Annotated in this window: 27 protein-coding genes; 11 read left to right on the forward strand and 16 right to left on the reverse strand. The window is 71.7% G+C overall.

Annotation, left to right across the window (positions count from 1 at the left end):
* The 4 genes from VLK66_RS23970 to VLK66_RS23985 all read right to left on the reverse strand — a co-directional run.
* Nucleotides 1–2,095: phosphoenolpyruvate carboxylase (locus VLK66_RS23970; RefSeq protein WP_325312026.1), on the reverse strand; the 2,095-nt coding region annotated here is incomplete at its 3' end.
* Between the two features lie 178 nt (nucleotides 2,096–2,273).
* On the reverse strand, nucleotides 2,274–2,471 hold the full coding sequence (locus VLK66_RS23975) for a hypothetical protein (protein WP_325312027.1): 198 nt from the start codon (nucleotides 2,469–2,471) through the stop codon (nucleotides 2,274–2,276).
* Nucleotides 2,472–2,740: 269 nt separating this feature from the next.
* Nucleotides 2,741–3,208, reverse strand: a complete 468-nt coding sequence (locus VLK66_RS23980) for a TonB-dependent receptor plug domain-containing protein (RefSeq protein WP_325312028.1) — start codon at nucleotides 3,206–3,208, stop codon at nucleotides 2,741–2,743.
* Between the two features lie 91 nt (nucleotides 3,209–3,299).
* Nucleotides 3,300–3,629, reverse strand: coding sequence for a DMT family protein (locus VLK66_RS23985; protein WP_325312029.1), 330 nt, complete (start codon nucleotides 3,627–3,629; stop codon nucleotides 3,300–3,302).
* Nucleotides 3,630–3,868: 239 nt separating this feature from the next.
* Between VLK66_RS23985 and VLK66_RS23990 the strand changes: the two genes are divergently transcribed.
* The 4 genes from VLK66_RS23990 (at nucleotide 3,869) to VLK66_RS24005 (ending at nucleotide 7,464) form a co-directional block, all read left to right on the forward strand.
* Nucleotides 3,869–4,657 carry an HD-GYP domain-containing protein gene (locus VLK66_RS23990; protein WP_325312030.1) on the forward strand — a complete coding sequence of 263 codons (789 nt, stop codon included), beginning with the start codon at nucleotides 3,869–3,871 and terminating at the stop codon, nucleotides 4,655–4,657.
* Nucleotides 4,658–4,951: 294 nt separating this feature from the next.
* Nucleotides 4,952–5,458, forward strand: a complete 507-nt coding sequence (locus tag VLK66_RS23995; protein WP_325312031.1) for a hypothetical protein — start codon at nucleotides 4,952–4,954, stop codon at nucleotides 5,456–5,458.
* A 13-nt stretch (nucleotides 5,459–5,471) separates the two neighbouring features.
* Nucleotides 5,472–6,884, forward strand: a complete 1,413-nt coding sequence (locus VLK66_RS24000) for a hypothetical protein (RefSeq protein WP_325312032.1) — start codon at nucleotides 5,472–5,474, stop codon at nucleotides 6,882–6,884.
* Entirely contained in the window at nucleotides 6,871–7,464 is a 594-nt protein-coding gene (locus tag VLK66_RS24005) for a hypothetical protein (protein ID WP_325312033.1), read from the forward strand. The genes VLK66_RS24000 and VLK66_RS24005 overlap by 14 nt, the downstream gene beginning before the upstream one ends.
* A 101-nt stretch (nucleotides 7,465–7,565) precedes the next feature.
* Here VLK66_RS24005 and VLK66_RS24010 read toward each other — a convergent pair whose 3' ends face one another.
* Together VLK66_RS24010 and VLK66_RS24015 are read right to left on the reverse strand one after the other, a co-directional pair.
* Complete coding sequence (locus VLK66_RS24010; protein WP_325312034.1) at nucleotides 7,566–7,772, reverse strand: hypothetical protein; 207 nt, start codon at nucleotides 7,770–7,772, stop codon at nucleotides 7,566–7,568.
* A gap of 30 nt (nucleotides 7,773–7,802) precedes the next feature.
* Entirely contained in the window at nucleotides 7,803–8,015 is a 213-nt protein-coding gene (locus VLK66_RS24015) for a hypothetical protein (RefSeq protein WP_325312035.1), read from the reverse strand.
* Between the two features lie 603 nt (nucleotides 8,016–8,618).
* Here VLK66_RS24015 and VLK66_RS24020 point away from each other — a divergent pair.
* Entirely contained in the window at nucleotides 8,619–9,275 is a 657-nt protein-coding gene (locus VLK66_RS24020) for a MarC family protein (RefSeq protein ID WP_325312036.1), read from the forward strand.
* Between the two features lie 254 nt (nucleotides 9,276–9,529).
* On the forward strand, nucleotides 9,530–10,060 hold the full coding sequence (locus tag VLK66_RS24025) for a DUF3828 domain-containing protein (RefSeq protein WP_325312037.1): 531 nt from the start codon (nucleotides 9,530–9,532) through the stop codon (nucleotides 10,058–10,060).
* 210 nt (nucleotides 10,061–10,270) lie between these two features.
* Here VLK66_RS24025 and VLK66_RS24030 read toward each other — a convergent pair whose 3' ends face one another.
* Genes VLK66_RS24030 through VLK66_RS24040 form a run of 3 tightly spaced genes read right to left on the reverse strand, consistent with a single transcriptional unit; the run spans nucleotide 10,271 to nucleotide 13,085 of the window.
* Entirely contained in the window at nucleotides 10,271–11,623 is a 1,353-nt protein-coding gene (locus VLK66_RS24030; RefSeq protein WP_325312038.1) for a glycerate kinase type-2 family protein, read from the reverse strand.
* On the reverse strand, nucleotides 11,620–12,555 hold the full coding sequence (locus tag VLK66_RS24035) for a D-glycerate dehydrogenase (RefSeq protein ID WP_325312039.1): 936 nt from the start codon (nucleotides 12,553–12,555) through the stop codon (nucleotides 11,620–11,622). Before VLK66_RS24035 ends, VLK66_RS24030 begins: the two co-directional genes overlap by 4 nt.
* Nucleotides 12,552–13,085, reverse strand: coding sequence for a GNAT family N-acetyltransferase (locus tag VLK66_RS24040; RefSeq protein WP_325312040.1), 534 nt, complete (start codon nucleotides 13,083–13,085; stop codon nucleotides 12,552–12,554). Before VLK66_RS24040 ends, VLK66_RS24035 begins: the two co-directional genes overlap by 4 nt.
* Nucleotides 13,086–13,201: 116 nt before the next feature.
* Between VLK66_RS24040 and VLK66_RS24045 the strand changes: the two genes are divergently transcribed.
* The 3 genes from VLK66_RS24045 (at nucleotide 13,202) to VLK66_RS24055 (ending at nucleotide 14,506) form a co-directional block, all read left to right on the forward strand.
* Nucleotides 13,202–13,393 carry a hypothetical protein gene (locus VLK66_RS24045; protein ID WP_325312041.1) on the forward strand — a complete coding sequence of 64 codons (192 nt, stop codon included), beginning with the start codon at nucleotides 13,202–13,204 and terminating at the stop codon, nucleotides 13,391–13,393.
* Nucleotides 13,394–13,499: 106 nt separating this feature from the next.
* A complete protein-coding gene (locus VLK66_RS24050; RefSeq protein WP_325312042.1) occupies nucleotides 13,500–13,931 on the forward strand; it encodes a hypothetical protein in 432 nt (143 codons plus the stop codon).
* Nucleotides 13,928–14,506 (forward strand): PIN domain-containing protein, encoded by a 579-nt coding sequence (locus tag VLK66_RS24055; RefSeq protein WP_325312043.1) that lies wholly within the window; start codon nucleotides 13,928–13,930, stop codon nucleotides 14,504–14,506. Before VLK66_RS24050 ends, VLK66_RS24055 begins: the two co-directional genes overlap by 4 nt.
* 78 nt (nucleotides 14,507–14,584) lie before the next feature.
* On the opposite strand, the gene VLK66_RS24060 is transcribed toward VLK66_RS24055, so the two are convergent.
* Nucleotides 14,585–15,517, reverse strand: a complete 933-nt coding sequence (locus VLK66_RS24060; RefSeq protein WP_325312044.1) for an OmpA family protein — start codon at nucleotides 15,515–15,517, stop codon at nucleotides 14,585–14,587.
* Nucleotides 15,518–16,059: 542 nt separating this feature from the next.
* Here VLK66_RS24060 and VLK66_RS24065 point away from each other — a divergent pair.
* Nucleotides 16,060–17,358, forward strand: a complete 1,299-nt coding sequence (locus tag VLK66_RS24065; RefSeq protein WP_325312045.1) for a tetratricopeptide repeat protein — start codon at nucleotides 16,060–16,062, stop codon at nucleotides 17,356–17,358.
* Between the two features lie 139 nt (nucleotides 17,359–17,497).
* On the forward strand, nucleotides 17,498–18,310 hold the full coding sequence (locus VLK66_RS24070) for a helix-turn-helix domain-containing protein (protein WP_325312046.1): 813 nt from the start codon (nucleotides 17,498–17,500) through the stop codon (nucleotides 18,308–18,310).
* Between the two features lie 94 nt (nucleotides 18,311–18,404).
* Here the strand turns inward: VLK66_RS24070 and VLK66_RS24075 are convergent, their stop codons facing one another.
* From VLK66_RS24075 to VLK66_RS24100, 6 genes are all read right to left on the reverse strand, one after another.
* Complete coding sequence (locus VLK66_RS24075; protein ID WP_325312047.1) at nucleotides 18,405–19,625, reverse strand: type II toxin-antitoxin system HipA family toxin; 1,221 nt, start codon at nucleotides 19,623–19,625, stop codon at nucleotides 18,405–18,407.
* Nucleotides 19,612–19,929: a helix-turn-helix transcriptional regulator gene (locus VLK66_RS24080; RefSeq protein WP_325312048.1), complete on the reverse strand. Its 318-nt coding sequence runs from the start codon at nucleotides 19,927–19,929 to the stop codon at nucleotides 19,612–19,614. The genes VLK66_RS24075 and VLK66_RS24080 overlap by 14 nt, the downstream gene beginning before the upstream one ends.
* A gap of 146 nt (nucleotides 19,930–20,075) precedes the next feature.
* The gene (locus VLK66_RS24085; protein WP_325312049.1) at nucleotides 20,076–20,261 is read right to left on the reverse strand and encodes a hypothetical protein; all 186 of its coding nucleotides are present in this window, start codon (nucleotides 20,259–20,261) and stop codon (nucleotides 20,076–20,078) included.
* A 236-nt stretch (nucleotides 20,262–20,497) separates the two neighbouring features.
* A complete protein-coding gene (locus VLK66_RS24090; protein WP_325312050.1) occupies nucleotides 20,498–21,544 on the reverse strand; it encodes a hypothetical protein in 1,047 nt (348 codons plus the stop codon).
* Nucleotides 21,545–21,922: 378 nt separating this feature from the next.
* Nucleotides 21,923–22,252: a hypothetical protein gene (locus VLK66_RS24095; protein WP_325312051.1), complete on the reverse strand. Its 330-nt coding sequence runs from the start codon at nucleotides 22,250–22,252 to the stop codon at nucleotides 21,923–21,925.
* Between the two features lie 71 nt (nucleotides 22,253–22,323).
* A complete protein-coding gene (locus tag VLK66_RS24100) occupies nucleotides 22,324–22,650 on the reverse strand; it encodes a hypothetical protein (protein ID WP_325312052.1) in 327 nt (108 codons plus the stop codon).
* Nucleotides 22,651–22,970 lie beyond the last annotated feature (320 nt).

Genomic DNA, 22,970 nt, shown 5'->3' on the forward strand with positions numbered 1-22,970 from the left:
CCCCGGCCTCGCGCCCGGCGCTGGTGGGGAGGGACGCCAGCAGCATGGCGCCGACGATCTGCTCCAGGTGACGGTGCGCGATCTCGGGGATCGCGTAGCGGAAGGAGATCACCTCCCCCTGCTCCGTCACCCGGATTCGCCCGTTGACCGCGATCGGCGGCATGGCGAGGATCGCCTGGTTCGCCCGCCCGCCGCCGCGCCCCACCGTGCCCCCGCGGCCGTGGAAGAGGCGGAAGTCCACCCCGTGCGCCTGGCAGACCTCGCCGAGCCGCCGCTGGGCCTTGTGGAGCGCCCAGTTCGCCATCCAGTACCCCCCGTCCTTGTTGGAGTCGGAATACCCCAGCATCACCTCCTGCCGCCGCCCCCAGCTGTCCAGCAGCCGCGCGTAGTCGGCGCGCGTCCACAGCTCGCGGCAGATCTCCGGGCAGGCGCGCAGGTCGTCGATGGACTCGAAGAGCGGCACCGGCATCACCCCCGGATCCTCCCCCTCCGCGGCCACGCGCACGCCGCACGCCTCGGCCAGGCGCGCGACGGTGAGCACGTCGTCGACCGACGTCGCCCCGCTGATGACGTAGGTCTGGATGGCCTCGGGGGGATAGCGGCGCTTCAGGTCGGCCACGGCGCGCATCGTGTCCAGCACCGCGCGCGTCTCGTCGGAGGGGGGATCGGGGAGCGTTCCCGCATCTCCCGCAACGCCCAGCAGCTCCTCGCGCGCTTTCGCGTGGAGGCGCGCATGCTGGCGGACGTCGAGGGTGTGGAGATGGAACCCGAAGGTCTCGACCTGCCGCAGCAGCGGGTCGATGAGGAGCTCGGCGAGGCGGCCGCCGCGGTTCTCGGCCAGGGATTCGCGGACGAGCGCGAGGTCCGCCGCGAAGTCCGCCGCTGACGCGTAGGCGAGGGCGTGATGCGGGTCGTCGCGCGCGAAGCGGAGGCGCGCGCCCACGTAGCCCAGGAAGCGGCGGTACAGCTCGGTCTGCGAGCGCCGCTCGGGGACGGGGTCCAGCGTGGCGCTGGTCTCGGCGTACCGCTCCAGCGCCGCGGCCAGCGCGGGGGAGACGGGCGTCTGCAGCGTGGAGGTGCTGAGCCGCTCCACCAGCTGCTCCAGCGCCCTGACGTAGCGGTCGAGGATGGTCTCGCGCGCGGCCTGCAGCGCGGCGCGGGTGACCTCGGGGGTCACGTACGGGTTGCCGTCGCGGTCGCCGCCGATCCAGCTGCCGAAGCGGACGACCGGCGGGAGCGACGCGGCCGCCGGTGCATCGCCATACTCCGCGCGGAAGCCGTCCGCCAGCTCGGCGTACAGGCCGGGGACGGTCTCGATCAGCACGCGGCGATAGTAGTCCAGCCCCATCTGGATCTCGTCGCGCACGCTCGGCCGGCTGCGGCGCACCTCGTCGGTCTGCCAGAGCGCGGTGATCTCGGCGGTGATCGCCTCCTCCTGCCGCGCGGCCTCGCGGTCCGTGAGCGGCAGCCGGTCGATGCGCGCCAGTGCGCGGGCGATGCGGGCGCGCTTGAACAGCACCGTGCGGCGCGACACCTCGGTCGGGTGCGCGGTGAAGACGGGGATGACGGCGACCTCGGCCAGCCGCGCGAGCACCTCGTCAGGCCCGAGCCCGGCCTGGCGCAGGCGGAGGAGGGTGCCGCGGAAGGTGCCGGGCTGCGGCGGAAGCTCGGCGTGGATCTCGGCGGCGCGGCGGCGGCGGGCGCGGTGCGCGGTCTCGGCCAGGTTGGTGAGCTCGAAGTAGATGGAGAACGCCTTGGTGAGCCCGTACGCCTGCTCCACGTCCAGCGCGGCGACGATGGCCGAGGCGCGGTCCATCCCCGCGTCCGAAAGCGCGGGGGGCGACGGGTCGCGGCCGGCGGACTCGCCGCGGCCCTCTATCAGCAGCCCGCGCAGCTCCTCGACCGCGGCGTAGAGCGCGTCGCCCTCCTGCTCGCGCAGCACGCGCCCCAGCAGGATGCCGAGCGAGCGCACGTCGCGGCGCAGCGGCGCCTCCTTCGTGGCCGCGTCCTCCGTCACCAGCTCCGCCAGCCGCTCCTCCTGCGACGGCGCGCGCCAGAGCGGCCCGTCGCCCGTCCCCACCTTCACGTCGTCCACTCGTCCTCTCGTCGTCGTCTGGTCCGTTCCGGAAGAGTAGACGCGTGCGGACGCCGCCGCCATCCGCGTCCCCTCGGCATCGCTGCATCTCACGCGGAGACGCGGAGGCGCGGAGGTGCGTGCCCGGCCACTTCCGCGTCTCCGCGTCTCCGCGCGACACCTGCTCCGCCGGAGCCGCTCAGCAGAGGCAGGTGAGCGCGGGGATGGTGTTGCACAGCGGGCCCTTGCAGGTCGGCTCGTCGAGCGTGCAGGCGTAGGGGCACGACGGGCCGCTGGCGTCGTCGTGTGCCCGCACGGTGCCGCGCTCGTGCGCCGCGGCGCGGGTCGCGAACGACTCGACGCGGAGCTGGTCCGGGTTCAGGCGGATCTTTCTCATCGTCACGGCCTCCCGCTGGAGTGATGCAGGGCCGTCCGCGGCGAGCGCGGACGTGGGGGGCGCCCGCGCCGCGAGTCCCGTGCCGCACAAACAGGCGTCGCCGCGGCCGAAGCTCTATCAGAGATCGGTCGTGCGCGCCGATGCCGCGGAGTGAGCGGATCAGCCTCGCGCAGTTTGCGAGGCTTTCCGTAGTTGTTGCTGCGACTTCAGTCGCCGGTAACCGGCGCGCGGAGACCCAGCGTTGGGCCGCCCGCGTGAGACACCCGCCGTTAGTGCCTGGTGGTGATGAGGATCACCCCGTTGGCGCCGCGGACGCCGTAGAACGCGGTCTCGCCCGGGTCCTTCAGCACCTCGATGCGGTCGATGTCGTGCGGGTCCAGCCAGGTGAGCGCGCCGCCCGGCTCCGCGTGCACCGTGCTGCCGTCCACCACGTACAGCGGCTCCTCGCTCGCGCTCAGCGACGTCCGCCCGCGGATGCGCACCGAGATCCCGCCGGTCGGGAGCACCGTCACCTGCACCCCCGCCACCCGGCCGCGAAGCAGCTCCTCCGCGCGGACCACGCGCGCGTCCCGTGCCTCGTCGCCGTCGACCTGCGCGTGGCCGGTGGCCACGGGGCCCGGTGGATAAGGCTCAACCGGCTCGGGCGCCGGGTCGCCGGGGCGGGGCCCGCGGCAGGCCAGGGCCCAGAGCGCGAGCGCCATCGCGGCGCCGCGGACGAGACGTGACGGTGTGGCCATGGTCCACCTCCCGGTTCCCTCGGGCAGCTCATCCCCCGACGAATGGTGTATCAAGGCACGGGCGAGTACCAGCCCGGTGTTGGCATCTCCCTCACCACTTGTGGAAGACGACGAACACGGCCGCGATGATCAGCACGAACCCCGCCGCGTAGTTCCAGCGGAACTCCTCGCGCAGGTACAGCACGGAAAAGACGGCGAAGACGACGAGCGAGATCACCTCCTGCAGCGTCTTCAGCTCGGCCGCGGTGAAGCGGCCGTAGCCGAAGCGGTTCGCGGGCACCTGGAAGCAGTACTCGAAGAACGCGATCCCCCAGCTCAGCAGGATGGTGGTGAACAGCGGCACGCCGCGGTGGCGCAGGTGGCCGTACCAGGCGTACGTCATGAAGACGTTGGAGATGGTCAGCAGCAGAACGGTCGTCATCCCTCGGGCTCCGGATTTCGCGTGGCTCTGACGGGTCGCGGCACGATCCAGCCGCGGCCGTCTCCATGCAAGATGCCGCTCCATCCACGTCTCACCCGGTCGCTCCATGCGCCGCGTCGGGGAGGGACCGCCGCCGCCGTGGTGCCGCCGGCGCGGAACCCGAAGCCGTGGCGTACGTTGTGCAAGCTGCGCCCGCCCCTGACGATGCGGAAACCCGCTGACCACCCGGGCGGACTACAATGGCGAAGCTGGAGATCGAGAAGGATACCCTGACGCTCACCGGAGCGGCGGTCGCGTCCGCCACGCTGGTGGGGCTGGCGTGGCTGATGGACGCCCTGCGGCGCGACCGCTGGGCGCGGCAGATGCACCGCAAGCTGGTGGACCTGCTGCTGAACGCGCTTACCGCCGACGACCCCGTCACCGCGCGCCACAGCCGGCGCGTGGCCGACCTCACCTCGGTGCTGGCCGGGGCGTGCGGCGGGCTCTCGCGCCCGGAGCTGGCCACGCTGCGCGTGGCCGCGCTGCTGCACGACATGGGCAAGATCGACGACCGCTTCTTCCTGATCGTGCACTCGCGCAAGCGGCTGTCCGAAGAGCAGCGGGCCGAGATCAAGCACCACCCGCACCTGAGCGCCACCATCCTCCAGCCGCTGGAGGAGATGCACCCCGGCATCCAGAAGATCGTCAGCAGCCACCACGAGTGCTGGGACGGCAGCGGGTATCCGTGCGGCATCGGCGGGCACGAGATCCCGCTGGCGGCGCGCATCATCGCCGTGGCCGACGTGTTCGACGCGATGACGCAGCCGCGCAAGTACAAGGGGCCCATGCCGGTGGAGGAGGCGCTGGAGAAGCTGGACGAGGGCGCCGGCCACCAGTTCGACCCGCGCCTGGTGGCGCTGGTGGAGAGCGGCCCGGTGCTGGCCCAGTGGACCCAGATCGCCCTGCAGGGCCAGCGCGACGAGCAGGACCACCTGGAGAATCCCAACCCCACCGAGCGCGCCATCGAGCACGTGGCCGCGGAGGTGTAGAGCGGAAGCACGAAAAGTACGGGAGTACGATCGGGACTCGGGCTGAAAAATGGATCCACCCGTCCCTCGAATCTCGTGCGATCCCGCGCGGAGACGCGGATGGAGATGGACAGGACCTCCGTGTCTCCGCGGGCTCCGCGTGAGATCCAGCCTCGCCCGGCCGCGCGCCATGATTCCCCGTGCGCGGACCCCGGCGGCGATTTCATTGCACTTGCGTTGCGGCGCATTATCGTGGGATGCACTTGCATCGCCTTTCATCTCCCGCGCTCCTCCCCACCTTCCCGGATCGATCCCATGGACCGCATCGACCTTCCGCTGATCGCCGGCGATCCATCGCTCGCCGAGGTGTTCGGGCGCATGGCGTCCACCGGCGTGCACGCCGTCATCGTCGCCGCGCCCGGCCGCGAGCCGGTGCTGGTGACGAATCTCGACGTGGACGAGGGGATCGAGCAGGGGCTGGACCGCGTGGACCAGATCTCCAGCTTCCCGCTGCACGTGGTCAACGCCGAGGTGGAGGACTGGCAGGCGGTGCTGGACGAAGCCGGTTCCAGCTACGGCATCGATGTGGCCGGGTGGCGCGGAGGGGACGATGCGGAGGACAAGGGCGACGACGGCGACGTGGTGGCCTCGCCCACCCTCGCGCCTCGCGACCTGGACGCGATGGTGACGATCGTGACGCGGCACGAGACCCTGGCCCACGATATCCGCAGCTCGGGCGAGGTGTGCCGCTGCCGCAACCTCCACCGCGCGCCGAAGGGCAGGCCGTGCCCGATCTGCAGCACGCGCGTGCGCTGCGCCTGAGCGGGGGCCCGGGATGATCGCCGGCCTCGGCAGCATCATCGACCGCGTCGCGGGGCTGTTCGGGAAGACGTACCTTCTCGCCGGCTTCTTTCCCGTCCTGCTCCTGGCCGCGGTGTCGCTGATCGCGGGCCACGACAGCTCCGAGTGGATCTACCGCCAGGTCGAGGCCTTCCGCGCGATGGACGCGGGGCGGCAGGCGCTGGCCTCGGGCGCGCTGCTGGTGGTCGTGGCGATGATGGGGTTCGTCTTCTGGAGCGCCAACCCGTGGTGGCGCGCGCTCCTGCAGGGCACCGCGCTCCCCGGCTTCCTCCGCCGGTGGATGTCGCGGGACCAGCAGCGCCAGCTGGAAAAGCTGGAGGCGGACGTGGAGCGGAGCGAGCTCCGCGTCTTCGCCTTCCGCATCGCCTTCCCGGACGCCGAGCCCGAGCCGGAGCCCGATCCCGAGCCGGCCCTCCCACAGGCGCCCGCCCCGCCGCAGTCCGTCTTCGCCCGGCTCGCGCGCTGGCTGTTCGGCCCGCCGGCATCCCCCCCTCCCGCCGTCCTTCCCGCGGCCGTCACGGCCGGAGGTGGGGATGGAGATGGAGATGGGGATGGAGACGCGCTCCCGTGGCAGAAGCGCCTCAGCCGGGCCCGCGCGGAGGGGGATGCGAAGACGGGCGTCGCCCCGGTGGCGCCGTCGGCCGCGCTGCGGAAGCAGTACGACGCCGTCCGGGCCCGCATCCGCGGGCTGAAGCCGGTGGAGGCGGCGGAGCTGGACGGCCTGTGCGCGAAGCTCGAGAAGGAGCTCGCCCTTGCGCCCGTGGCCCCGCAGAAGGAGCTGGACAACCTCCAGGTCGGGTTCTCGCGGCTGGCCGCGCTGGCCCGCGCGCGCGCCGAGAACGAGTACAGCCGCACGCTCTCGGTGCGGCGGATGCGCTTTCCGCTGGACCTTGCCGCGGTGGGGCCCACACGCATGGCCAACGTGGCCGAGCTGTACCGCGATCACGCGCTCTCGCGCTACCAGCTCGACCCCGAGCTGATGTGGCTGCAGCTCCAGCACTCGGCCGCCAAGGACGAGCACTTCCGCCCCATCCTGGAGGAGGCGCGGCTGAAGCTCGACGTCTCGGTGGCGCTGGCGATGGCGTGCGGAGTGGCGTCGCTCTGGACGCTCTGGCTGGGGTTCAGGGGCCACAGCATCGCCGTTCTGCTGCTGACGGGCCTGGGTTTTCCCCTTGCGGCGCTCCTCTTCTACCGCGCCACCATCACCAACCTGCGCGTGTACGGCGAGGCAGTCACGGCCACGGTGCAGCTCTTCCGCTTCGACGTGCTGAAGGCGCTGCACCTCCCCCTCCCCGCCGATTCGGAGGCGGAGCGGCGGCTGTGGGAGACGCTGACCCTCACCGACCAGCTGCTGGACGACGGGAGGGTGACCTATGTTCACCCCTAGGCTCGCCGCCTGGCTGCTGGGCGCCGCGTACGCCGTGCTGCTCGCGCGGGCCGGGATCGCCGTCGGCCGCCGCGGCGAGGCGCCGTGGACGCGCCGCGAGCCCGCCGAGTGGACCGCCGCGCGCGACCTGGCCGCGCTGGCGCAGCTCGACTCGGCCGACCTGGCGCCGCCGGACGACAGCGCGCGGAAGAAGCTCCCCGACCGCGCGGCGCTGGTCGGGCAGCACCTGGTGAAGCCCCGGCGAAAGGGCGCGCCCGTCACCCACGTGGACGTGGCGCCGTTCTCCACCGGCGAGCCGAGCCCCGGCACCGTGCGCATCGTGCTGGCCGCGCGCGCGGACCAGTCGCCCGCGCTGGCGCTCGCGCGGCCGGGCGAGCGGCTGGCGCCGTGCATCGCCGCCGTCGCCGCCGCGAACGCGCCGCCCGCGTGGGACTGCAGGGCTGCGCCGTTCACCGTCGTGGCGCTGCACCGCAACTCGCCGCGCGCGGACTCCGTCTGGGCGGTGCTGGAATCCGCGGACGACGGGCTGGCCGCGCGCTTCGCCGGCGCCACCAGCCGCATGCTGATCCGCCGCCCGTAGGCGCGGCCGCGCAGCGATCCCCATTCCCCACGACCGACGGCGGGGCACCCGGACCATCCGGGTGCCCCGCCGTCTTCGTCTCCCTGCATCTTCATCCCCCGTCAGCAGTTGCAGGGGTTCGTCTCCAGCGTGTCCAGGCAGACGATGCCGCACGACCACCACTCGGTGTCGGGGCAGATGAACGGGCTCTGCGTGGGGCCGGCCGTGGGCCTCGACATCCCGTGCACGGTCCCGGCGCCGCCCGGGGCATCGCCCGTGGCGAACGACTGCACGGCCAGGCTGTCGAGGTGGAGCGAGAGCTTCTTCATGGATTCTTGCGGGTGATGGGAAGATGCCGCTCAGTCGAAGCAGCGGCAGGCGCCGGTCGCGCAATCGCCGCCCGCGTGGCCGTGCGAAACGCAGATCGCGTCGCAGCGGTCCTCGCTGCACGACTTCGCGCCCGTGGTGGCGTCGCGGGTCGCGGCCAGCGCCTGCGCGGCGCCAAACGCCAGCGCGGCGGCCACGAGCGCGGGGAGCGCCCCGCGGCGGACGAGACGAGATGCACCGCTCATGATTGCCTCCTCGGCAGGGGTACGGGCCCGCCGCGGCCGGTCCGCCGCGCCGGGCATCCTCGTGAGCAGCAACATCGGCCCGCCGCATCCCCCATCCAACCACCCCGGTGCGAACCGTCGCCCCCGCGACACGGACCGATCCCTCCGCGTGGCGATCCGGGGAATCACCCGAGTGCGATCATCCTCCATCCCCCATCGCCATCCATCTTCCGGCGCGCTTCGGATGCGTCCGCGCCGCCCTCTCCCCGCGCCTTAGAGCGCTCGCCCTCTCCCGTACCGGGCGAGGGGGGCTCTCCAGCGGCGGTGCACCCTGCAAACCATGCTCACGCCAACAGTTCGGATGTGCCGGGATGCCCGTCCAGCTACCTCTCCCGGTACGGGAGAGGTGGACGGCCCCGGCCGGCCGGAGAGGGCGCGATGCCGGCCGATGCACCGAAGCTCCTCCCACACCCGAAGTCCATTGACGCACTCACGCACTCACGCACTCCCGCACTTCCGTTGACGCCCACCCCTCCGCCCGATACGCTACGCGACAGGTGCCTCGCGACGACCCACTCTCGCACCTTCGCACTTTCGCACTCTCGCACTCTCGCACTCCGTCGGATGGAACCTTCGCTCACCAAGTTCGCGCTCCTCTGCTTCACCTCGCTGCTCTCCATCATCAACCCGCTGAGCGCGGCGCCGATGTACCTGGCCATCACCGACGGCTACACGCGCGAGCAGCGCAGCCGCACGCTGCGCTCGGGCGTGGTCACGGCGTTCGTGATCCTGGCGGTGTTCGCGCTGGTGGGCGGGGCCATCTTCCAGCTCTTCGGCATCACCATCGACGCCTTCCGCATCGCCGGCGGCGTCATCTTCTTCGGCATCGGGATGGACATGCTCCAGGCCAGGCGCAGCCGCGGCAAGGCCACCGAAGAGGAGGAGCAGGAGGGCCGGGTGCGCGAGAATGTGGGCGTCACGCCGCTCGGCATCCCCATGATCACCGGTCCGGGCGCGATCACCACCGTGATGGTGCTGATGACGCAGGCCGGCACCCCGGTGCGCGTGGGGCTGGTGTTCGCGGCGGTCGTCGTGGTGCTGGCCATCACCTGGGCGGTGCTGTCGGCGGCGCCGCGGCTGGTGCGCTTCTTCGGCCAGACGGGGCTGAACGTGATGACCCGCGTGATGGGGCTGCTGGTGACGGTCATCGCCGTGCAGTTCATCATCGACGGCACCACCCCCATCATCACCGAGATCATCCGCGCCGCCAACGCCAGGTAATTGATGCGGATAGAGATGATGAACGGCAGGATTCGGGCGTGTTGGGCGCCGGGGCGCCCAAACGGGCTGCGCGCGCGGTAGGCAACGATACGACTGTTGCCAACCGCGCCGGGCCCCCGCCGCGGCTGGCATTTCCCAGGACCCGCGGCATCATCGCGGCGCGGCGGGTTCCCGGCCCTTCGGGCGCGCATCCCTCACGCATCCGGGTACGAAATCCCTGCAGGCCTCGCCTCCCCAACCCTGCACGAGGCTCGATGAACCCTCACGCTCACATCCGCCGCCGCGCGTCGCGCCGTCTCTCCATCACCGCATCGCTGCTTGCGCTGGCCGTTGCGGCGCAGGCCTGTGGCGCCGGGGCGAACGCGGCCCCGCCCGACCCCACCGCCGTGGTGACCACGCTCTACCGCGACCACTTCGCGCACGAGCAGAACTGGGATCGGACGTACAAGCGGCAGCGGGCGCTCTTCGCCCCGGACCTCGCCGCGCTGATCGACGCCGACATCCGCGCCGCCGAGGCGAACGCCGACGAGATCGTGGGCCTCGACTTCGACCCGCTCACCAACGCGCAGGACGAGATGACCGCCTTCCAGGTCGGCCCCGCCACGCGTGGTGGCGCCAGCGCGACCGTCGGCGTCGTCGTGCGCCAGGACAGCGCGCGCACCAACCTCCGCGTCCGCCTCGCCCGCTCCGACGCGGGGTGGCGCGTGACGAACATCCACTATCCCGAAGGCGACCTCGTCTCCATCCTCCGCCAGCTCGCCGCCGGCCGCGCACCGAAGCCATAGCGAAAGCGCGGGGGCACCGGCCGGTGCCCCCGCGGTTCGTCTGGTATGATGGCTTGGGAGGCCGTCACAACACCACAGAACCACACAAAGACGTCATCCTGACTCGTCCCCGCGCTGCGCGTCCATGAAAGTCGAAACCGCACCGTAGCCGCCGACGAGCCGAACAGCCTCGCGCAGTTTGCGAGGCTTCCCGTCGTTGTTGCTGCGACTTCAGTCGCCGGTGATCGGCTGCGCCCGAAATCCCGGTGCCACCACGAGCACCAGCACAACGTCGCACACGTTCGTCCCCGTGGGCCCGGTGACGAGCAGATCGCCGGTGGCGCGGAGGAGCGGGTGCGAGTCGTTGGCGTCCAGCGCGTCGCGCGCGTCGAGCCGGTGCGCCGCCGCGCGCGCCACGGTGCCGCCGTCGACGATCGCGCCGGCCGCGTCCGTGGTGCCATCCGTCCCGTCCGTCCCCAGCGCGGCGGCGACGACGCCGTCGCGGCCCTCCAGCTCCATGGCGAGCGCGAGCGCCAGCTCCTGGTTGCGGCCACCGGCGCCGCGGCCGCGCACCGTCACCGTCGTCTCGCCCCCCAGGAGGAGCGCGAGCGGCGGGTCGCCGGGCGCGAGCGCCGCCTGCCGCTCCACCGCCAGCCGCGCGATCTCCGGCGCCACCTCGCGCGCCTCGCCCTCCAGGTCGTCCGCCACGATCTCGGCGCGGTAGCCCAGCCGCTCCGCCTCGGCCGCGGCGCCGCGGAGCGCGTCGGCGTTGCCGGCCACGACGTGCGCCGAGGCGCGCTCGAACGCCGCGTCGCCCGGCCTGGGCGTCTCCGGCGCCTCGCCCGCCGCGCCGGATTCGAGGTACGCCATCACCGCCGGCGGCGCGTCGATCTCGTAGCCGCGCACCACCGCCAGCGCGTCGGCGAAGGTCGTCGGGTCCGGCACGGTGGGCCCGCTCCCGATCACCTCCAGCGGCGACCCGACCACGTCCGAGACGGCGAGCGTCACCAGCCTCGCCGGGTGCGCCGCCCGCGCCAGCCATCCCCCCGCGATGCGCGACAGGTGCTTGCGCACGGTGTTCATCTCCCCGATCGCCGCCCCGGCGCGGAGCAGCGCCCCGGTGAGCGCCTTCAGGTCGGTGAGCGACACGCCGTCCGGCGGGCACGGCCAGAGCGCCGACGCGCCGCCCGAGAGCAGGCACAGCACCAGGTCGCGCTCGCCCGCCGCTCTCGCCACGGCGAGCGCGGCCGCGGCCCCGGCCAGCCCGCGCGTGTCCGGAACCGGGTGCGCGGCCTCCCACACCTCCACCCCCGGCACCGCCGCCGCGTATCCGTCGCGCGTGGTGATCGTCCCCCCGGCGATGCGATCGCCCAGCACCTCGCGCGCGCCGAGCGCCATCCCCGCCGCCGCCTTTCCCGCGCCGGCGAGCCAGACGCGCTCGACGCCGCGGAGGCCGACGCGCTCGGCGTCCATCACCACCAGTGCGTCCCCCTCCACCCGCAGCGCGCGGCGGACGGCCTCGCGCGCGTCCGCCGCGGCGATGGCGGCGTGCAGGATGCGGCGGGCGTCGTCGCGCGGGCTCACGGGCGCACCGGCGTCAGCGGCGGGCGCCCGCTCAGCACCGCGTGCACGTTGCGCGCGGCCAGCATGGCCATGCGCGTGCGCGTCTCGCGCGTGGCCGAGCCGATGTGCGGGAGGAGCACGGCGTTGGGGAGATCGAGGAGCCCCGGCGTGATCGCCGGCTCGCGCTCGTACACGTCCAGCCCGGCGCCGGCGATGAGTCCGTGGCGGAGCGCGTCCACCAGCGCCGCCTCGTCCACCAGCGCGCCGCGGGCGGTGTTGACCAGGTAGCTCCCCGGGCGCATCCGCCGCAGCGCGCCGGCGTCGATCGCGTGACGCGTCTCCGGTGTCAGCGGCGCGTGCAGCGTCAGCACGTCGCTCCGCGCCAGCAGCTCGCCGAACGGGACGAATTCCGCATCGAGCCGCGCTTCTTCATCCACCGGCAAACGGCTCCGGCTGTGATAGACGACGCGCATTCCGAACCCCGCCGCCCGGCGCGCCACCGCCCGCCCGATCCGTCCCATCCCGAAGATCCCCAGCGTCGCGCCGGCCAGGTCGCCCCCGAGATAGTCCCAGAATCCCCAGCCGTGGAACCCGCCCGCGCGCAGGCTCCGCTCGGCCTGCGGCAGGCCGCGCACGGTGGCCAGGATGAGCGCCCAGGTGAGGTCCGCTGTCGCCTCGGTCAGCACGTCGGGCGTGTTGGTGACGATGATGCCGCGCGCCGCGCACGCCGCCAGGTCCACGTGCTCGTAGCCGGCGACCGCGTTGGCGACGATGCGCAGCCGCGGCGCGCGCTCCAGCAGCGCCGCGTCCACGCGCTCGGTCAGCAGGCAGAGCAGCGCCTCCGCGTCGCCCAGCGCGTCGCGCCACCCGTCCGGCCCGGCGACGGTGCCGGCTTCGGAGAGGAGCGCGGCCGCCGCGTCCGGGAGCGGAAAGGTGGTGACGATCGCCGTCATCCCGCCGCCAGCGGCCTGGACCAGAGCGAGGTGCCCGCCCCCGCGAACCCCAGCTTCTGGTGCTCGGCGATGCTCATCTCCCGAAACCCCAGCGCCTTCACCAGCGGATGCAGCGGCAGGAGCGCGCGGGCGAAGGCGGTGCGCATCTCCGTCGTGCCGCCCTCGGCCAGCCACGCCTCCACCGCGCCCAGCGCCTCGCGTGCCAGCCCGGAGCGCCGGTACGCAGGGGTGATGACGAGCGTGCCGAGCAGCGCCACGTGCGGCTCCGGGTTCGCGCGCCACCACCCGATGGCGCCCACGTCCTGGCCGCCCTCGCGCAGGGTGATGACGGCGATCTCGCGCCCCGCCTTGTCGGCCGACGCGGCGATCTCGCGCGCGGCGGCGTCGGGGTCGGCGGGGCGGCCGAGCGCGGCGTGCCAGTCCGGCGCGGCGTCGAACACCACCTGCAGGCGCGCCTCGTCGCCCGGCCGCAGCGTGCGGACGAGCAGGCGGGGAGATTCGATGACGTCGGGCGGCGAGGGCTGGTTCACGGTCGGCGGCGCGTTGCGGGCTACGGCAGGAATGTCCGGCGGGGGAGAAGTTGCCCCGCGGCGGGAGGGCGCGTCAAGTTGATGGCCCACGCGCAGACGACACCCCGGGGAGGTCCGTGAGCACGCAACTGGAGTCCCGCCATTTCCTCAAGTCCGGCGACGCCGTTCAGCACGTCCGCGGCCACGCCGGCGTGGTGGTGGAATCGTTCGCCCTGTATGCCGTGGTCCGCTGGGAAGACGGCCGCCAGGAAGAGGTGGACCAGCTCGACCCCGCCGTCTTCGTCACCGAGCGCGCCGCGAAGGAGTAGGCCCGCGACAGCACAATCCCGCTTCGGCTTCCTTGAATCAGAGGCTTGGCAGAACCATTCAGAGATCCTATTATTTCTATAGAAACTCTGAAACATGGAGGATTCCATGCCCGGAAAGACGATCTCGGCCTACACGAACGAGGAAACGGCCAGGCTGGTGGAGCACCTCGCGAAGGTCGAGCAGCGCAAGCCATCGCAGATCGCGGCCGCCGCGCTGGCGCTGTACGCCCGCTTGCCCGGCGAGGCGCACTCCACGTTGCGTTCGCTCGAGATGCTCGGCGACGCGGGAGAGTACGACCGGATGCTGCGCGAAGTCACCCGGGCGATCCTCGAAGTGGGATACCACTCTTCCGTTCGGCGCATGATGCCGCGACTGAAGCAGGTCTATGGCACGTCGCTGCAGACCGAAGACGACATCATGGCTGAGGCCGTCCGGCTTACATCGAGGAAGGTCCGCAAGCCGAATTCGGCTCGCTCGCGGAGCGAGACGGCCGATGCGCAGCAGGACGCGCCTCAGCCTCGGCGCCGCGCCCGGTGACGCCGCTCCGATGGAGTGCCGAGCCGTCAGCTGCCGCGGAGGTGGTGGGTGCGTTGCGGCTGTGCATCGATCTGAATGTCTGGTGCGCCGCGTTCCTTTCGGAGAACGCGGGGCGGACCAACACCGCATCGCAGTTGCTGGCCCTCACCGCCGCGAGGGGTGTCTGCGCGCTGGGCGCGACACAGATAGTGATCTCCTGGGCCATGCTCTCGCGCCTCGAGAAGGTGCTCGTCACCGATCTCGAAATCGGTGCCACGGACGCACGCGGGTACGTCGAACACATCGCGAAACTTGCGACCGCGGCGCCAGGCGGCAGCGCTCCATATCTGGTTCTCGGCGGAACGGGCATGGTTCCGTTGCACGATGATGAAGACGCAGGCGTTCTGGAAACGGCAGTCGTGGGCCGAGCGGACATAGTCGCAACCGGCAATTTCGCGGATTTTCTGAATTACCGAACGCAGATCGTGAAACCGGGGCGCATCGCGATCCACCGCACGACGGACCACGAGGTGATCATCGCCCACTTCGCCGAGGTTGCGGCGTGGATCAGGACAGGGGAGATCACATTTGGCTGAGGGCGAATCGAAGTTGCGCGAACGGCGGCGGACCCGGATGGGATCCGCCGCCGTTCGCAGCTCCCGCCGACAATTCGGCTACTGCTTCTGCACGATGATCTCGATGCGGCGGTTCTTCGCGCGGTTGGCGGGGGTGTCGTTGGGGAAGGCGGGCCGCGTCTTCCCGTAGCCGTGCGCCTCCAGGCGCGCCGCGGGAACGCCGTGCTGCACCAGCCACTGCACCACCGACTGCGCCCTCGCCTCCGACAGGCGCTGGTTGTCCGCGTCGCCGCCCACGTTGTCGGTGTGGCCCTCCACCGTCACCTTCGCGTCCGGATACGGCGCGATCATCGAGGTACGCAGCTCCTCCAGCGCGGCCAGCGCCTGCGGCTTCAGCACGGAGCTGTTGGTGTCGAACAGCACGTTGCCGCCCAGCTGCGCCACCAGCCGGTTCCCCTCGTCGCGGAAGGTGGCGGCGCCGTAGCGCGCGAAGTCCATCGGCTGGTAGTCCTCGCCGCCCTGGGCGATCTCCAGCACCAGCGCCACCTGCACGCGCGGCCCCTGGAAGTACTGCACCTCGATCGAGTGCACGCCCTCGGCGAGCTGCACCGAGTCTTCCACCGCGCCGGGCCCGTGCACGCCGTCGTTGTCGATCACCTGCCGCCCGTCGATGATCAGCCGCGACCCATCGTCCGACGTGAGCCGGAAGCGGTACGTCCCCGCCTCGGGCGCCACGACCGCCCCCCGGTAGTCGATGGCGAACCACTCGAACCGGTCCGTAACCCCGGGAAAGCCCACCTCGAAGCTCTGGTCCGGCACGTTCAGCGTGGTGGTGGAGATGGTTCCCACCGGGCGCAGCCGCGAGAAGTCGGGGAGGTGGTCCGTGCCTTCGTCCAGGTAGTAGATCTGCCCCTTCAGCGCGAACGGCGTGTTCCCCGCGGTCCCGAAGGCGTGCGGGTTGTCCTGCGCGGCGAGCGCCGAGGCGGCCAGCGCGGTGAGGACCGCGGCGGCGAGCGGGGAGCGAAGTCTCATGGATCGTCTTGTGGAGGAAGATGGAAGCGATGCGTGCGAGCCGGAACGGATGGGGATTACAGGATGCGGCCGGGCCTCCCCATCGGCAAGTGGCCGCGCCGTCGGTAACGGGTGGAGACGGAGTGGAGGTCCTTTCCGGATGATGCGTCCCGGGTTCGTCCACCTTGGCCTCCGTGCGCTCCGGACCCCTTCACGCACAACCCGCCACATTGCGCCAGCGCGGGAAAGGTTCGCCGCGATGGACCCGCCGGGCCGCGAAACCGGGCCCCCGGTGCAGCGGAAGGAAGGTTGGGAGCGGACTTGCGTGGTTTTCATCCGTTCCCGAACTTTGATCTTAAGGCCGGTCGGTAGCGGCGTCGTGGCCGTTTGAGGTGCGATCCGAATGCGCCTCACGTTACCCGAAGCAGGTGGGCGCTTTCCCGGCCGGGGAGGGTAAGAGTATGGCGCGGCAGGGGGTTGCGGCTTATCATACCGTACAATTTCAAATCCTGCGGTCCGGGACCCTCCCCTCAAAACCTGCTGCACGTCCGGAGCCTCGCCCGATGCGACCCAAGCGACTCACTCCGCCGGTCCGGCGCACCGCACGCCGCTGGCGCACTCCGCCCGCCATCACCACGGGAGCCGAGAACTTCGAAGGGATGGCGGTGCTGGACGAGATCGGCGGCCCGCTGGGGTTCCTCCTGTGGCAGGCGGCGCGCGACGTGGTGCTGTGGGCCGGCTTCACCCCCGAGGAGCGCGTGGGGCTGTTCGAGCCGGGCGCCGACGCGCTGCTGCACGGGCTGATCCGCTCGGCCGGGGTGGAGGTGCAGCTCGAGAGCCCGCTGATGACCATCGTGCGCATGGTGGGCGGGCCGGACACGGCGCGCGCCGAAACGGTGGAGCTGGCCTGCCAGCACATCGCGCACTGGGCCGACGGGCACGGCTACACGGCCGCGGCCATCGCCTACGCGCAGGCGGCGGCGCTCACGGTGCCGTACGACGCGGGCGCGGCGTACGCCGTGGGGCGCGTGGCCCGGCGGCGCGCCGAGTACGCGCGGGCCGAGACCTGGTTCCGCCGCGCCATCGCCCTGGCGCGCCAGAGCGGCGACTGGACCAGCTACGCGCTGGCCTTCTCCGGGCTGGGCAACCTGTACATGCAGCGCGGCAACTACCCGTCGGCGCGGCGGTTCCACGTGCGTGCGCTGCGCGCGGCGCGGCGGCATTCGCTGCGCGCCATCCAGGGCTCGGCGCTGCACGACCTGTTCGTCATCGCCGCCGCGGGGAACCACAAGGAAGACGCCGAGCGCTACGCCCGCGGCGCCTTCGAGAGCTACGGCCCCGAGCACCCGCGCCTTCCCGCGCTGGCCAACGACATCGCCTACTTCTGGGTGGAGCGCGGCCACTTCGCCCCGGCGCTCACCGTGTTCGAGGCGCTGCTGCCGCACATGACGCGGCACGAGGACCGGCTGGTGGCGCTGGCCAACATCGTGCGCGCGGCGGCCGGTGCCGGCGAGCGGCGGCAGTTCGAGCAGACGTGGGACGAGGTGTGGGACGGGCTGGCGCGCGACGACGGCACCGAGAACGCCGCGCAGGTGCTGCTGGAGCTGGCCCACGGCGCCGCCCAGCTGGGCGAGTTCGAGCGGGCGGAGCGTGCCGCCGAGCGCGCGGTGAAGACGGCGCGCGACCGCGGCCAGGCCCGCACGCTGCTGGGCGCCGAGTCGGTGCTGGACTCGGTGCGACGCGGCCGGGGCGCGCGCGGCCGCGCCGCCGCCGAGGCCCCGCGCCCCGAGGCGCCGCAGGAGACGGAGATGTTCGCGACCGACCTGGTGCGCTCGCTGAACGCATCGCTGGTCACGCGGTAGCCCCACCGCCGGCGCGGACCGCGAGCGGTCCGCGCCGGCCTTATCCAAACGCAGGCAGGGCGGCATCTTGCGCCCATCGGGCGGTACCGAAAGACACACCCCCGCGCCTGCAGAGACACTCAACCTGGTAGATCCGGTCATGAAGATCGCCGCACGCCCGCTTCTGGTCCTGCACGGCAACGAGGAGTTCCGCGAGCGCGTCCGCAGGGTCGCGGGCAAGGAGTACACCTTCCAGACGGTGCCCGACTGGCCGTCGCTGGAAGAGGCGGTGCGCGACAGCCCGCCCTCGGCGCTGGTGGTGGTGAACCCGTACGAGGACGGCAACGGGCGCGTGGGCCCCTCGCCGGCGCTGCGCTCGCTGCTGGTGGAGTTCCCGTCGACCGCCGTGTTCGCCGCGCTGGAGGTGAAGCCCGACCGCATCGACGACCTGCGCACGCTGGGGAAGTGGGGCGTGGTGCAGGTGATCTCCATCGGCCACGACGACACGCCGCAGGCCATGGTGCAGCGCTTCCGCCAGAGCCAGGGGCGGCCGCTGAAGGCGCTGCTGGAGAACACCCTGCCGCCCGACACCCCGGGGCGCGCCCGCGCCATCGTGGACGCGGCCGCCGAGGTGGTGGCGGTGGGCGGGCACGGGCGCGACCTGGCGCGCTCGCTCCAGCTCTCGCGCCGCACGCTGCTGCGCTGGTGCGAGCGCGCGGAGCTGCCGCCCCCGCGCAAGCTGCTGGCGTGGATGCGCATCCTCCTGGCCTGCGAGCTGCTGGACGACCCGGGCCGCACGGTGCTCTCCGTGGCCCACGCCTGCGGCTACTCGTCGGACAGCGGGCTGCGGCGCGTGACGCAGAAGTTCGTGGGCAGCAGCCCCACGGAGCTGCGCCGCCGCGGCGCCTTCGCCCGCGCCAGCAAGGTGTTCCTGGAGGCGCTCTCCAAGTACCGCACCCAGCAGGCGTTCTGACCCGCTGGCGCCGATCGGCCGATCACGTGAGAAAACCCCGCCGGGCGCGCTGCCCGGCGGGGTTTCTGCTTGCGCCTTCGCGTGTCCTGACGGCCTACCCGACGCGTTGCGCGAGGAGCTGGCGGATCTGCTGCGCCGTCTCCGCGGGCACTCCCGTCTCCGCCGCAAATCTCGGCCACTGGCGCACCACATCGCGCACCCGCTCGATGATCGCGCGCGCTTTCCGCGCGTCCACTTCGCAGCGCTCGGCCACGCGCAGCATGTCGCGGTCGCCGGGGCGCGCCGCCTCGCCCGCAACGTCCATCGTGTGCTGCCGTCCGGGACCTTCGGAAAACGTCAGGTCGTAGGCCGGCGCGAGCGTCCATTTCCCATCCGTCCCCATCAGGAACGAGGTGTTCTTCACGTGATCGTCGCGATTGTGCGCGACCACGTTGAACGCCATCCGCCGATACGCCTCCTCCAGCGCGCGATGGTCGCGGGTCAGCACGAAGGTCGTGCGCAGGAAACCCTCGTAGTCCATCGACGCGACGCGGTGGCTCGCGTGCCAGAGCCCGCCCAGGCTGTGCATGTGCAGCCGCGCGTTGCCGCGGCGGTCGAACCGCTCCGCCGCGAAGTATCGTCCGCCATCCTCCGTCTCGAACAGCCGCGTTGGGGGGACGTTCAGCCCGGCCTCCGCCGCCATCCGCGCGTACGCGGCCTCGACGGCGCCCAGGTGCGGGCCGTCCTCTCCGGCGGAGAACTTCACCAGGAAGTGGCGATAGCCTTCGGGTAGCTCCGACGTCCCGGCGATCATCCGGCCATCGTCGCGCACCCCGACCAGCACCTTCGGCCGCGCGCCGCCCGGCGATCCGCCCGCGATGCGGAGCGCGGGGAGCACGTCGTCCGCGCTTCCCTCCAGCACCCGCTCGGCTTCGGCCGCGAGGGTCGCGAGATCGACCTCGAGCGGCCCCGAATCGGGGTCGGGCGTCGGTGGATGGTACGCCAGCGCGCCCATCCCGCGCGTCCCGATGTACGCCAGGCGATCCAGCACCGAAATGCCGGCGAGGCTGCGCCCCGGCTTCCGGAACGCGCGGTCCATCAGCAGGCGTCCCCAGCTGTCCGGCAGCGAATCGTCGAACACGCCGAAGACGGGGCCGAACTCGCGGTCCGCGTGGTCGAAGAGTCCGGGCTTCACCGGGAGCTTGAACGGGGAGATGGGGAGCGGGTCCGCGAGGAACGCCGGGGTGTATTCGAAGTAGATCCCGCGGCCCTCCTCGGCCAGCGTGCCGACGGTCGTCTGCCGCGCTCCCCAGAGCCGAACCTCAAGAGTCCGCACGTTTCCGCCTTCCTCGCTTGCGGGAGGGCTGCGTTCGCTCGGCGAGCTCCGCCAGGGATCGTGCGGGCGGCAGCGCGAACAGGTCGTCGAAGCCCGCGCCCGCATCCAGGAGCACGGCGATCCTGAGCAGCCGCTCCAGCGCGATGCGGCCGGTGTGCTCGAAGCGCCGGTAGGTCGCGAGCGTCAGCCCCGCCCGCTCGGCCATCTCCTGCTGCGTCCACCCGCGCTGCAGCCGGAGCGCGCGCACCCGGCCCGCCAGCGCCCGAGCGACCTCTGCTGGCGTGCGTAGCTCGGATGGCAACATGTTAGCTGTTAGCGATGAGAGCCGACTTTTCTACTATCATATTAGCAATTAACATGATGGAGATCCAGTACCATGCAGAAGAGGGTGAAGCCGGCTCAGGCTCCACCCTCTTCGTCCTACATCGCCAGATCACCGCCGAGTCGATTTCACCGCGACTGCTGCAGCAGCTTGTCGATGCGGGTCCACTCCTGCGCCAGGTCGGCGCGGTCGTCGGCATCGAGCTGCTCGCCGCCGCCGGAGCCGTCGCTCTCCTTCATCAGCTTCATCAGGCGGTCGCGGCGCGCTTCGAGCTTCGCGCGCTCCGCCGCGTTCATCGTGGTACCATCCGCCATCGCTGGTCTCCCCTGGCTGTGTGGGAAGGGACGCCTCGCCCGCGAGCGGATTGCATCGCCGAGCCCATCATCCCCTTCTTCCGCCTCGTCCTTCCGCCTGGCAATCAATCCGCCGCGACCGTCCCCCCCGCCGCGACCGGCGATCCATCCACTACCGGAAAGATACACCTCGCCGCCCCGCGCGCGGAACTCGGCGCTCCTGGCGGCCATGCCGGCCTCGCGCCGCGAACGAACGATCAGCCTGCCAGCGCCACTTCTTCCGCCGGCTCCCTGGGCGCCCTTCCCGCGGCGGCGACGAGGGCCTGCGGGGTGGCGGCGACGGTGACCGAGGCGGGCGCCGCCCGCGAGACGGTCGCCGGCAGCGGCTCCGCTTCCGAAACCTCGGGGGCCAGCGAGGCCACGATCTCGCGGATGGTGGCCGACACCTCGTCGGCGGTCGCGCCGGCGGCGAGCTGGCCCAGCACGTCCACCAGCCGCGCCGCCTGCCGCACGCGGCCGCGCGAAGCCTCCTCGAAGGCACGGGCGGTGGCGGCCGCCTCGCGCTCGGCGATCAGGTCCTTGACGTTTCCGCGGAAGATCGCCTCCACCGCCTCCACCAGCCGGGTGAGGATGCGGTAGACGGCCGACGCCGAGTAGCCGCCCAGCAGGGCGAGGGCCGGCTGCACCAGGTTGATTGCCGTCCCCTGGCGCGGGACCTCGAACGGGAGCAGCGCCACCAGGATGTAGCCGGCCATCACCCCCAGCAGGAACTTGACCCAGTAGGTGGGAGCGTACTTGGGATTGTAGCTGGACTTGCGAATGTACTCGTTCACCTGGAAGAGGATGGCGAACGAGGCGCCCAGGCCGGCGGCGGAAAGCCACCACAGCTCGTTGAGCAGCAGGTTCCATCCCCAGGTGTTGACGAAGCTCACGGTGCTCGAGCCGGTGGCCTCGAACAGGCCGAGGAGCACGAAGGCCACCACGCACCCGATGGCCACCGCCATGAGCTGGCGCACCAGCACGACGGGGCCCAGGAAGGCGAACCGCCCCGCGGTCTCCCCGTCGGCCAGGAGCACGATGGCGCGCGGCGTGGCGGGGGCCACGATCCTGGCCAGCCGCGAGTGGGCCAGCACCAGCGGCGCGGGGGCGAGCGGCGGCCCCTCCGGCGGGTGCGACTCGTACTGTTCGACCGCGTCGACCACGCTGGTGGGAACGCTTTTGCCGGACGCGAAGGCGTAGCGGATCATCTCCACCGCCTCGCGGAGGAGCTGGTCGCGCAGGCTCTGGGGTGCCGTGGGGGGCATGGCGATGCCTCCGGAGGAGGGAGGGGGAAGGCAGGTGGGGGGGCCCGAAGGGGAAAACTGCAAGGTGGATAACAATTTACAGCGATTCCGCCGGTGCGCCAGAGGAACCGATCCCTGCAGATCGGCACGATCGCCGCGTCGTGCGTGGCGGATTGTTACCCGGGACCGCGAGGACCGGGAGCCGAGTCGTGGCGGCGGCGGCGAGGAGCTGGATGCCGACCAACTCCTGGCCGCTGGCGCGCTTGGCGGCGGCGCGGAACCGGGTGATGACGAACGAAAGCCCAGCCGGGAGCGTGGGCGCCTGGATGGGCGGCGAAGACTGCGGGGCGGCGGCGGTCCGGAAAGCCCGGCCGGCTCCGCCGCCCTCGTGGTCCGGACCTAGTAGATCAGCGCAACCGTGAAGAGATCGTTCTTGTCGGCGAGCGTGGTGCCGTTGGCGGCGCTCAGCACGATCGACGTTTCCCCGAACCCACCGCTGACGCTGAAGAAGCCCGCGGGCAGAACCATGTGCGTTCCGGCCGGATTGGCGAACAGCTGCAATGTGCCGATCGTGGTGCCGTGAATGGACAGTTTCACGGCCAGCGGGGTGTTGGCCTGCTGCGTGAAGGCCGAGCCCGACACGGACACGAGCACGGCTCGATCGCTGGGCCACGAAACCGGCGCGGTGATGGGCAGCGGCCCAACCTGGTTGATGATCACCTGGGACATGACAGCATCTCCATGCGGAACGAGGGATGGGCCCGGCGCGGCGGACATCCGGAGCAGGTGCCGGCCATGGCTCAGAAGATCAGGGCAACGGTGAAGTGGTCGTTCGCGTCGGTGATGGTGTCGTTGCCGGCGGAGAGCGTGAGAACGGCCTGGCTGATCTGCCGGCTGACGGCAAAGAACCCCGTGGGCAGTGCCAGGTGCGTGGTCGCCGCCGCGGCCAGCTGCTGGATGGTCCCGAGCACCTTGTCGTCCACCATCACCTGCAGCGTCAGAAGCGTGTTGGGCTTCTGCGTCCAGGCCGAGCCAGACACCGCCACGATGATGGACTCGCTGCTGGGCCACATGAAGCTCTGCTTGATGGGCAGAGGGCCGGCCTGGTTGATGACTACCTGGGACATGCGCATCTCCGTACGGAGGAATGAGGGGTGAACTGCAACGCAAGGATACGGCGGGTTCGCGTGCAGTCCTATTAAACGTTTGTTTCAGAAATACTCGCGGCACGCTCGGGAGTCACTGGGGCGCAGGTGGCGCCGCAATTCGCCACATGTGCGTCAAATGAAGACTCAGAGAAGTTCGAAAAATCTCTGTCTGCAAACGACATCCCGGCATTCCGCCAGGGACGCCGTGCGCACGGTCGGCGGCTGCCTACGTTGGCCGGACAGTAGTGATGTCGGTGAGGAGGCTTCTCGAGCACCTGCAAAGAAAAAAGGGCGCCGGA

The organism is Longimicrobium sp., assembly GCF_035474595.1.
Lineage (GTDB): Bacteria > Gemmatimonadota > Gemmatimonadetes > Longimicrobiales > Longimicrobiaceae > Longimicrobium.

Excerpts from the sequence above, each read along its gene's own strand:
- VLK66_RS23975 (WP_325312027.1), bottom strand. The coding sequence starts at position 2,471 with ATGAGAAAGATCCGCCTGAACCCGGACCAGCTCCGCGTCGAGTCGTTC.
- VLK66_RS23980 (WP_325312028.1), bottom strand. The coding sequence starts at position 3,208 with ATGGCCACACCGTCACGTCTCGTCCGCGGCGCCGCGATGGCGCTCGCG.
- VLK66_RS23985 (WP_325312029.1), bottom strand. The coding sequence starts at position 3,629 with ATGACGACCGTTCTGCTGCTGACCATCTCCAACGTCTTCATGACGTAC.
- VLK66_RS23990 (WP_325312030.1), top strand. The coding sequence starts at position 3,869 with ATGGCGAAGCTGGAGATCGAGAAGGATACCCTGACGCTCACCGGAGCG.
- VLK66_RS23995 (WP_325312031.1), top strand. The coding sequence starts at position 4,952 with ATGGACCGCATCGACCTTCCGCTGATCGCCGGCGATCCATCGCTCGCC.
- VLK66_RS24000 (WP_325312032.1), top strand. The coding sequence starts at position 5,472 with ATGATCGCCGGCCTCGGCAGCATCATCGACCGCGTCGCGGGGCTGTTC.
- VLK66_RS24005 (WP_325312033.1), top strand. The coding sequence starts at position 6,871 with ATGTTCACCCCTAGGCTCGCCGCCTGGCTGCTGGGCGCCGCGTACGCC.
- VLK66_RS24010 (WP_325312034.1), bottom strand. The coding sequence starts at position 7,772 with ATGAAGAAGCTCTCGCTCCACCTCGACAGCCTGGCCGTGCAGTCGTTC.
- VLK66_RS24015 (WP_325312035.1), bottom strand. The coding sequence starts at position 8,015 with ATGAGCGGTGCATCTCGTCTCGTCCGCCGCGGGGCGCTCCCCGCGCTC.
- VLK66_RS24020 (WP_325312036.1), top strand. The coding sequence starts at position 8,619 with ATGGAACCTTCGCTCACCAAGTTCGCGCTCCTCTGCTTCACCTCGCTG.
- VLK66_RS24025 (WP_325312037.1), top strand. The coding sequence starts at position 9,530 with ATGAACCCTCACGCTCACATCCGCCGCCGCGCGTCGCGCCGTCTCTCC.
- VLK66_RS24035 (WP_325312039.1), bottom strand. The coding sequence starts at position 12,555 with ATGACGGCGATCGTCACCACCTTTCCGCTCCCGGACGCGGCGGCCGCG.
- VLK66_RS24050 (WP_325312042.1), top strand. The coding sequence starts at position 13,500 with ATGCCCGGAAAGACGATCTCGGCCTACACGAACGAGGAAACGGCCAGG.
- VLK66_RS24060 (WP_325312044.1), bottom strand. The coding sequence starts at position 15,517 with ATGAGACTTCGCTCCCCGCTCGCCGCCGCGGTCCTCACCGCGCTGGCC.
- VLK66_RS24065 (WP_325312045.1), top strand. The coding sequence starts at position 16,060 with ATGCGACCCAAGCGACTCACTCCGCCGGTCCGGCGCACCGCACGCCGC.
- VLK66_RS24070 (WP_325312046.1), top strand. The coding sequence starts at position 17,498 with ATGAAGATCGCCGCACGCCCGCTTCTGGTCCTGCACGGCAACGAGGAG.
- VLK66_RS24080 (WP_325312048.1), bottom strand. The coding sequence starts at position 19,929 with ATGTTGCCATCCGAGCTACGCACGCCAGCAGAGGTCGCTCGGGCGCTG.
- VLK66_RS24085 (WP_325312049.1), bottom strand. The coding sequence starts at position 20,261 with ATGGCGGATGGTACCACGATGAACGCGGCGGAGCGCGCGAAGCTCGAA.
- VLK66_RS24090 (WP_325312050.1), bottom strand. The coding sequence starts at position 21,544 with ATGCCCCCCACGGCACCCCAGAGCCTGCGCGACCAGCTCCTCCGCGAG.
- VLK66_RS24095 (WP_325312051.1), bottom strand. The coding sequence starts at position 22,252 with ATGTCCCAGGTGATCATCAACCAGGTTGGGCCGCTGCCCATCACCGCG.
- VLK66_RS24100 (WP_325312052.1), bottom strand. The coding sequence starts at position 22,650 with ATGTCCCAGGTAGTCATCAACCAGGCCGGCCCTCTGCCCATCAAGCAG.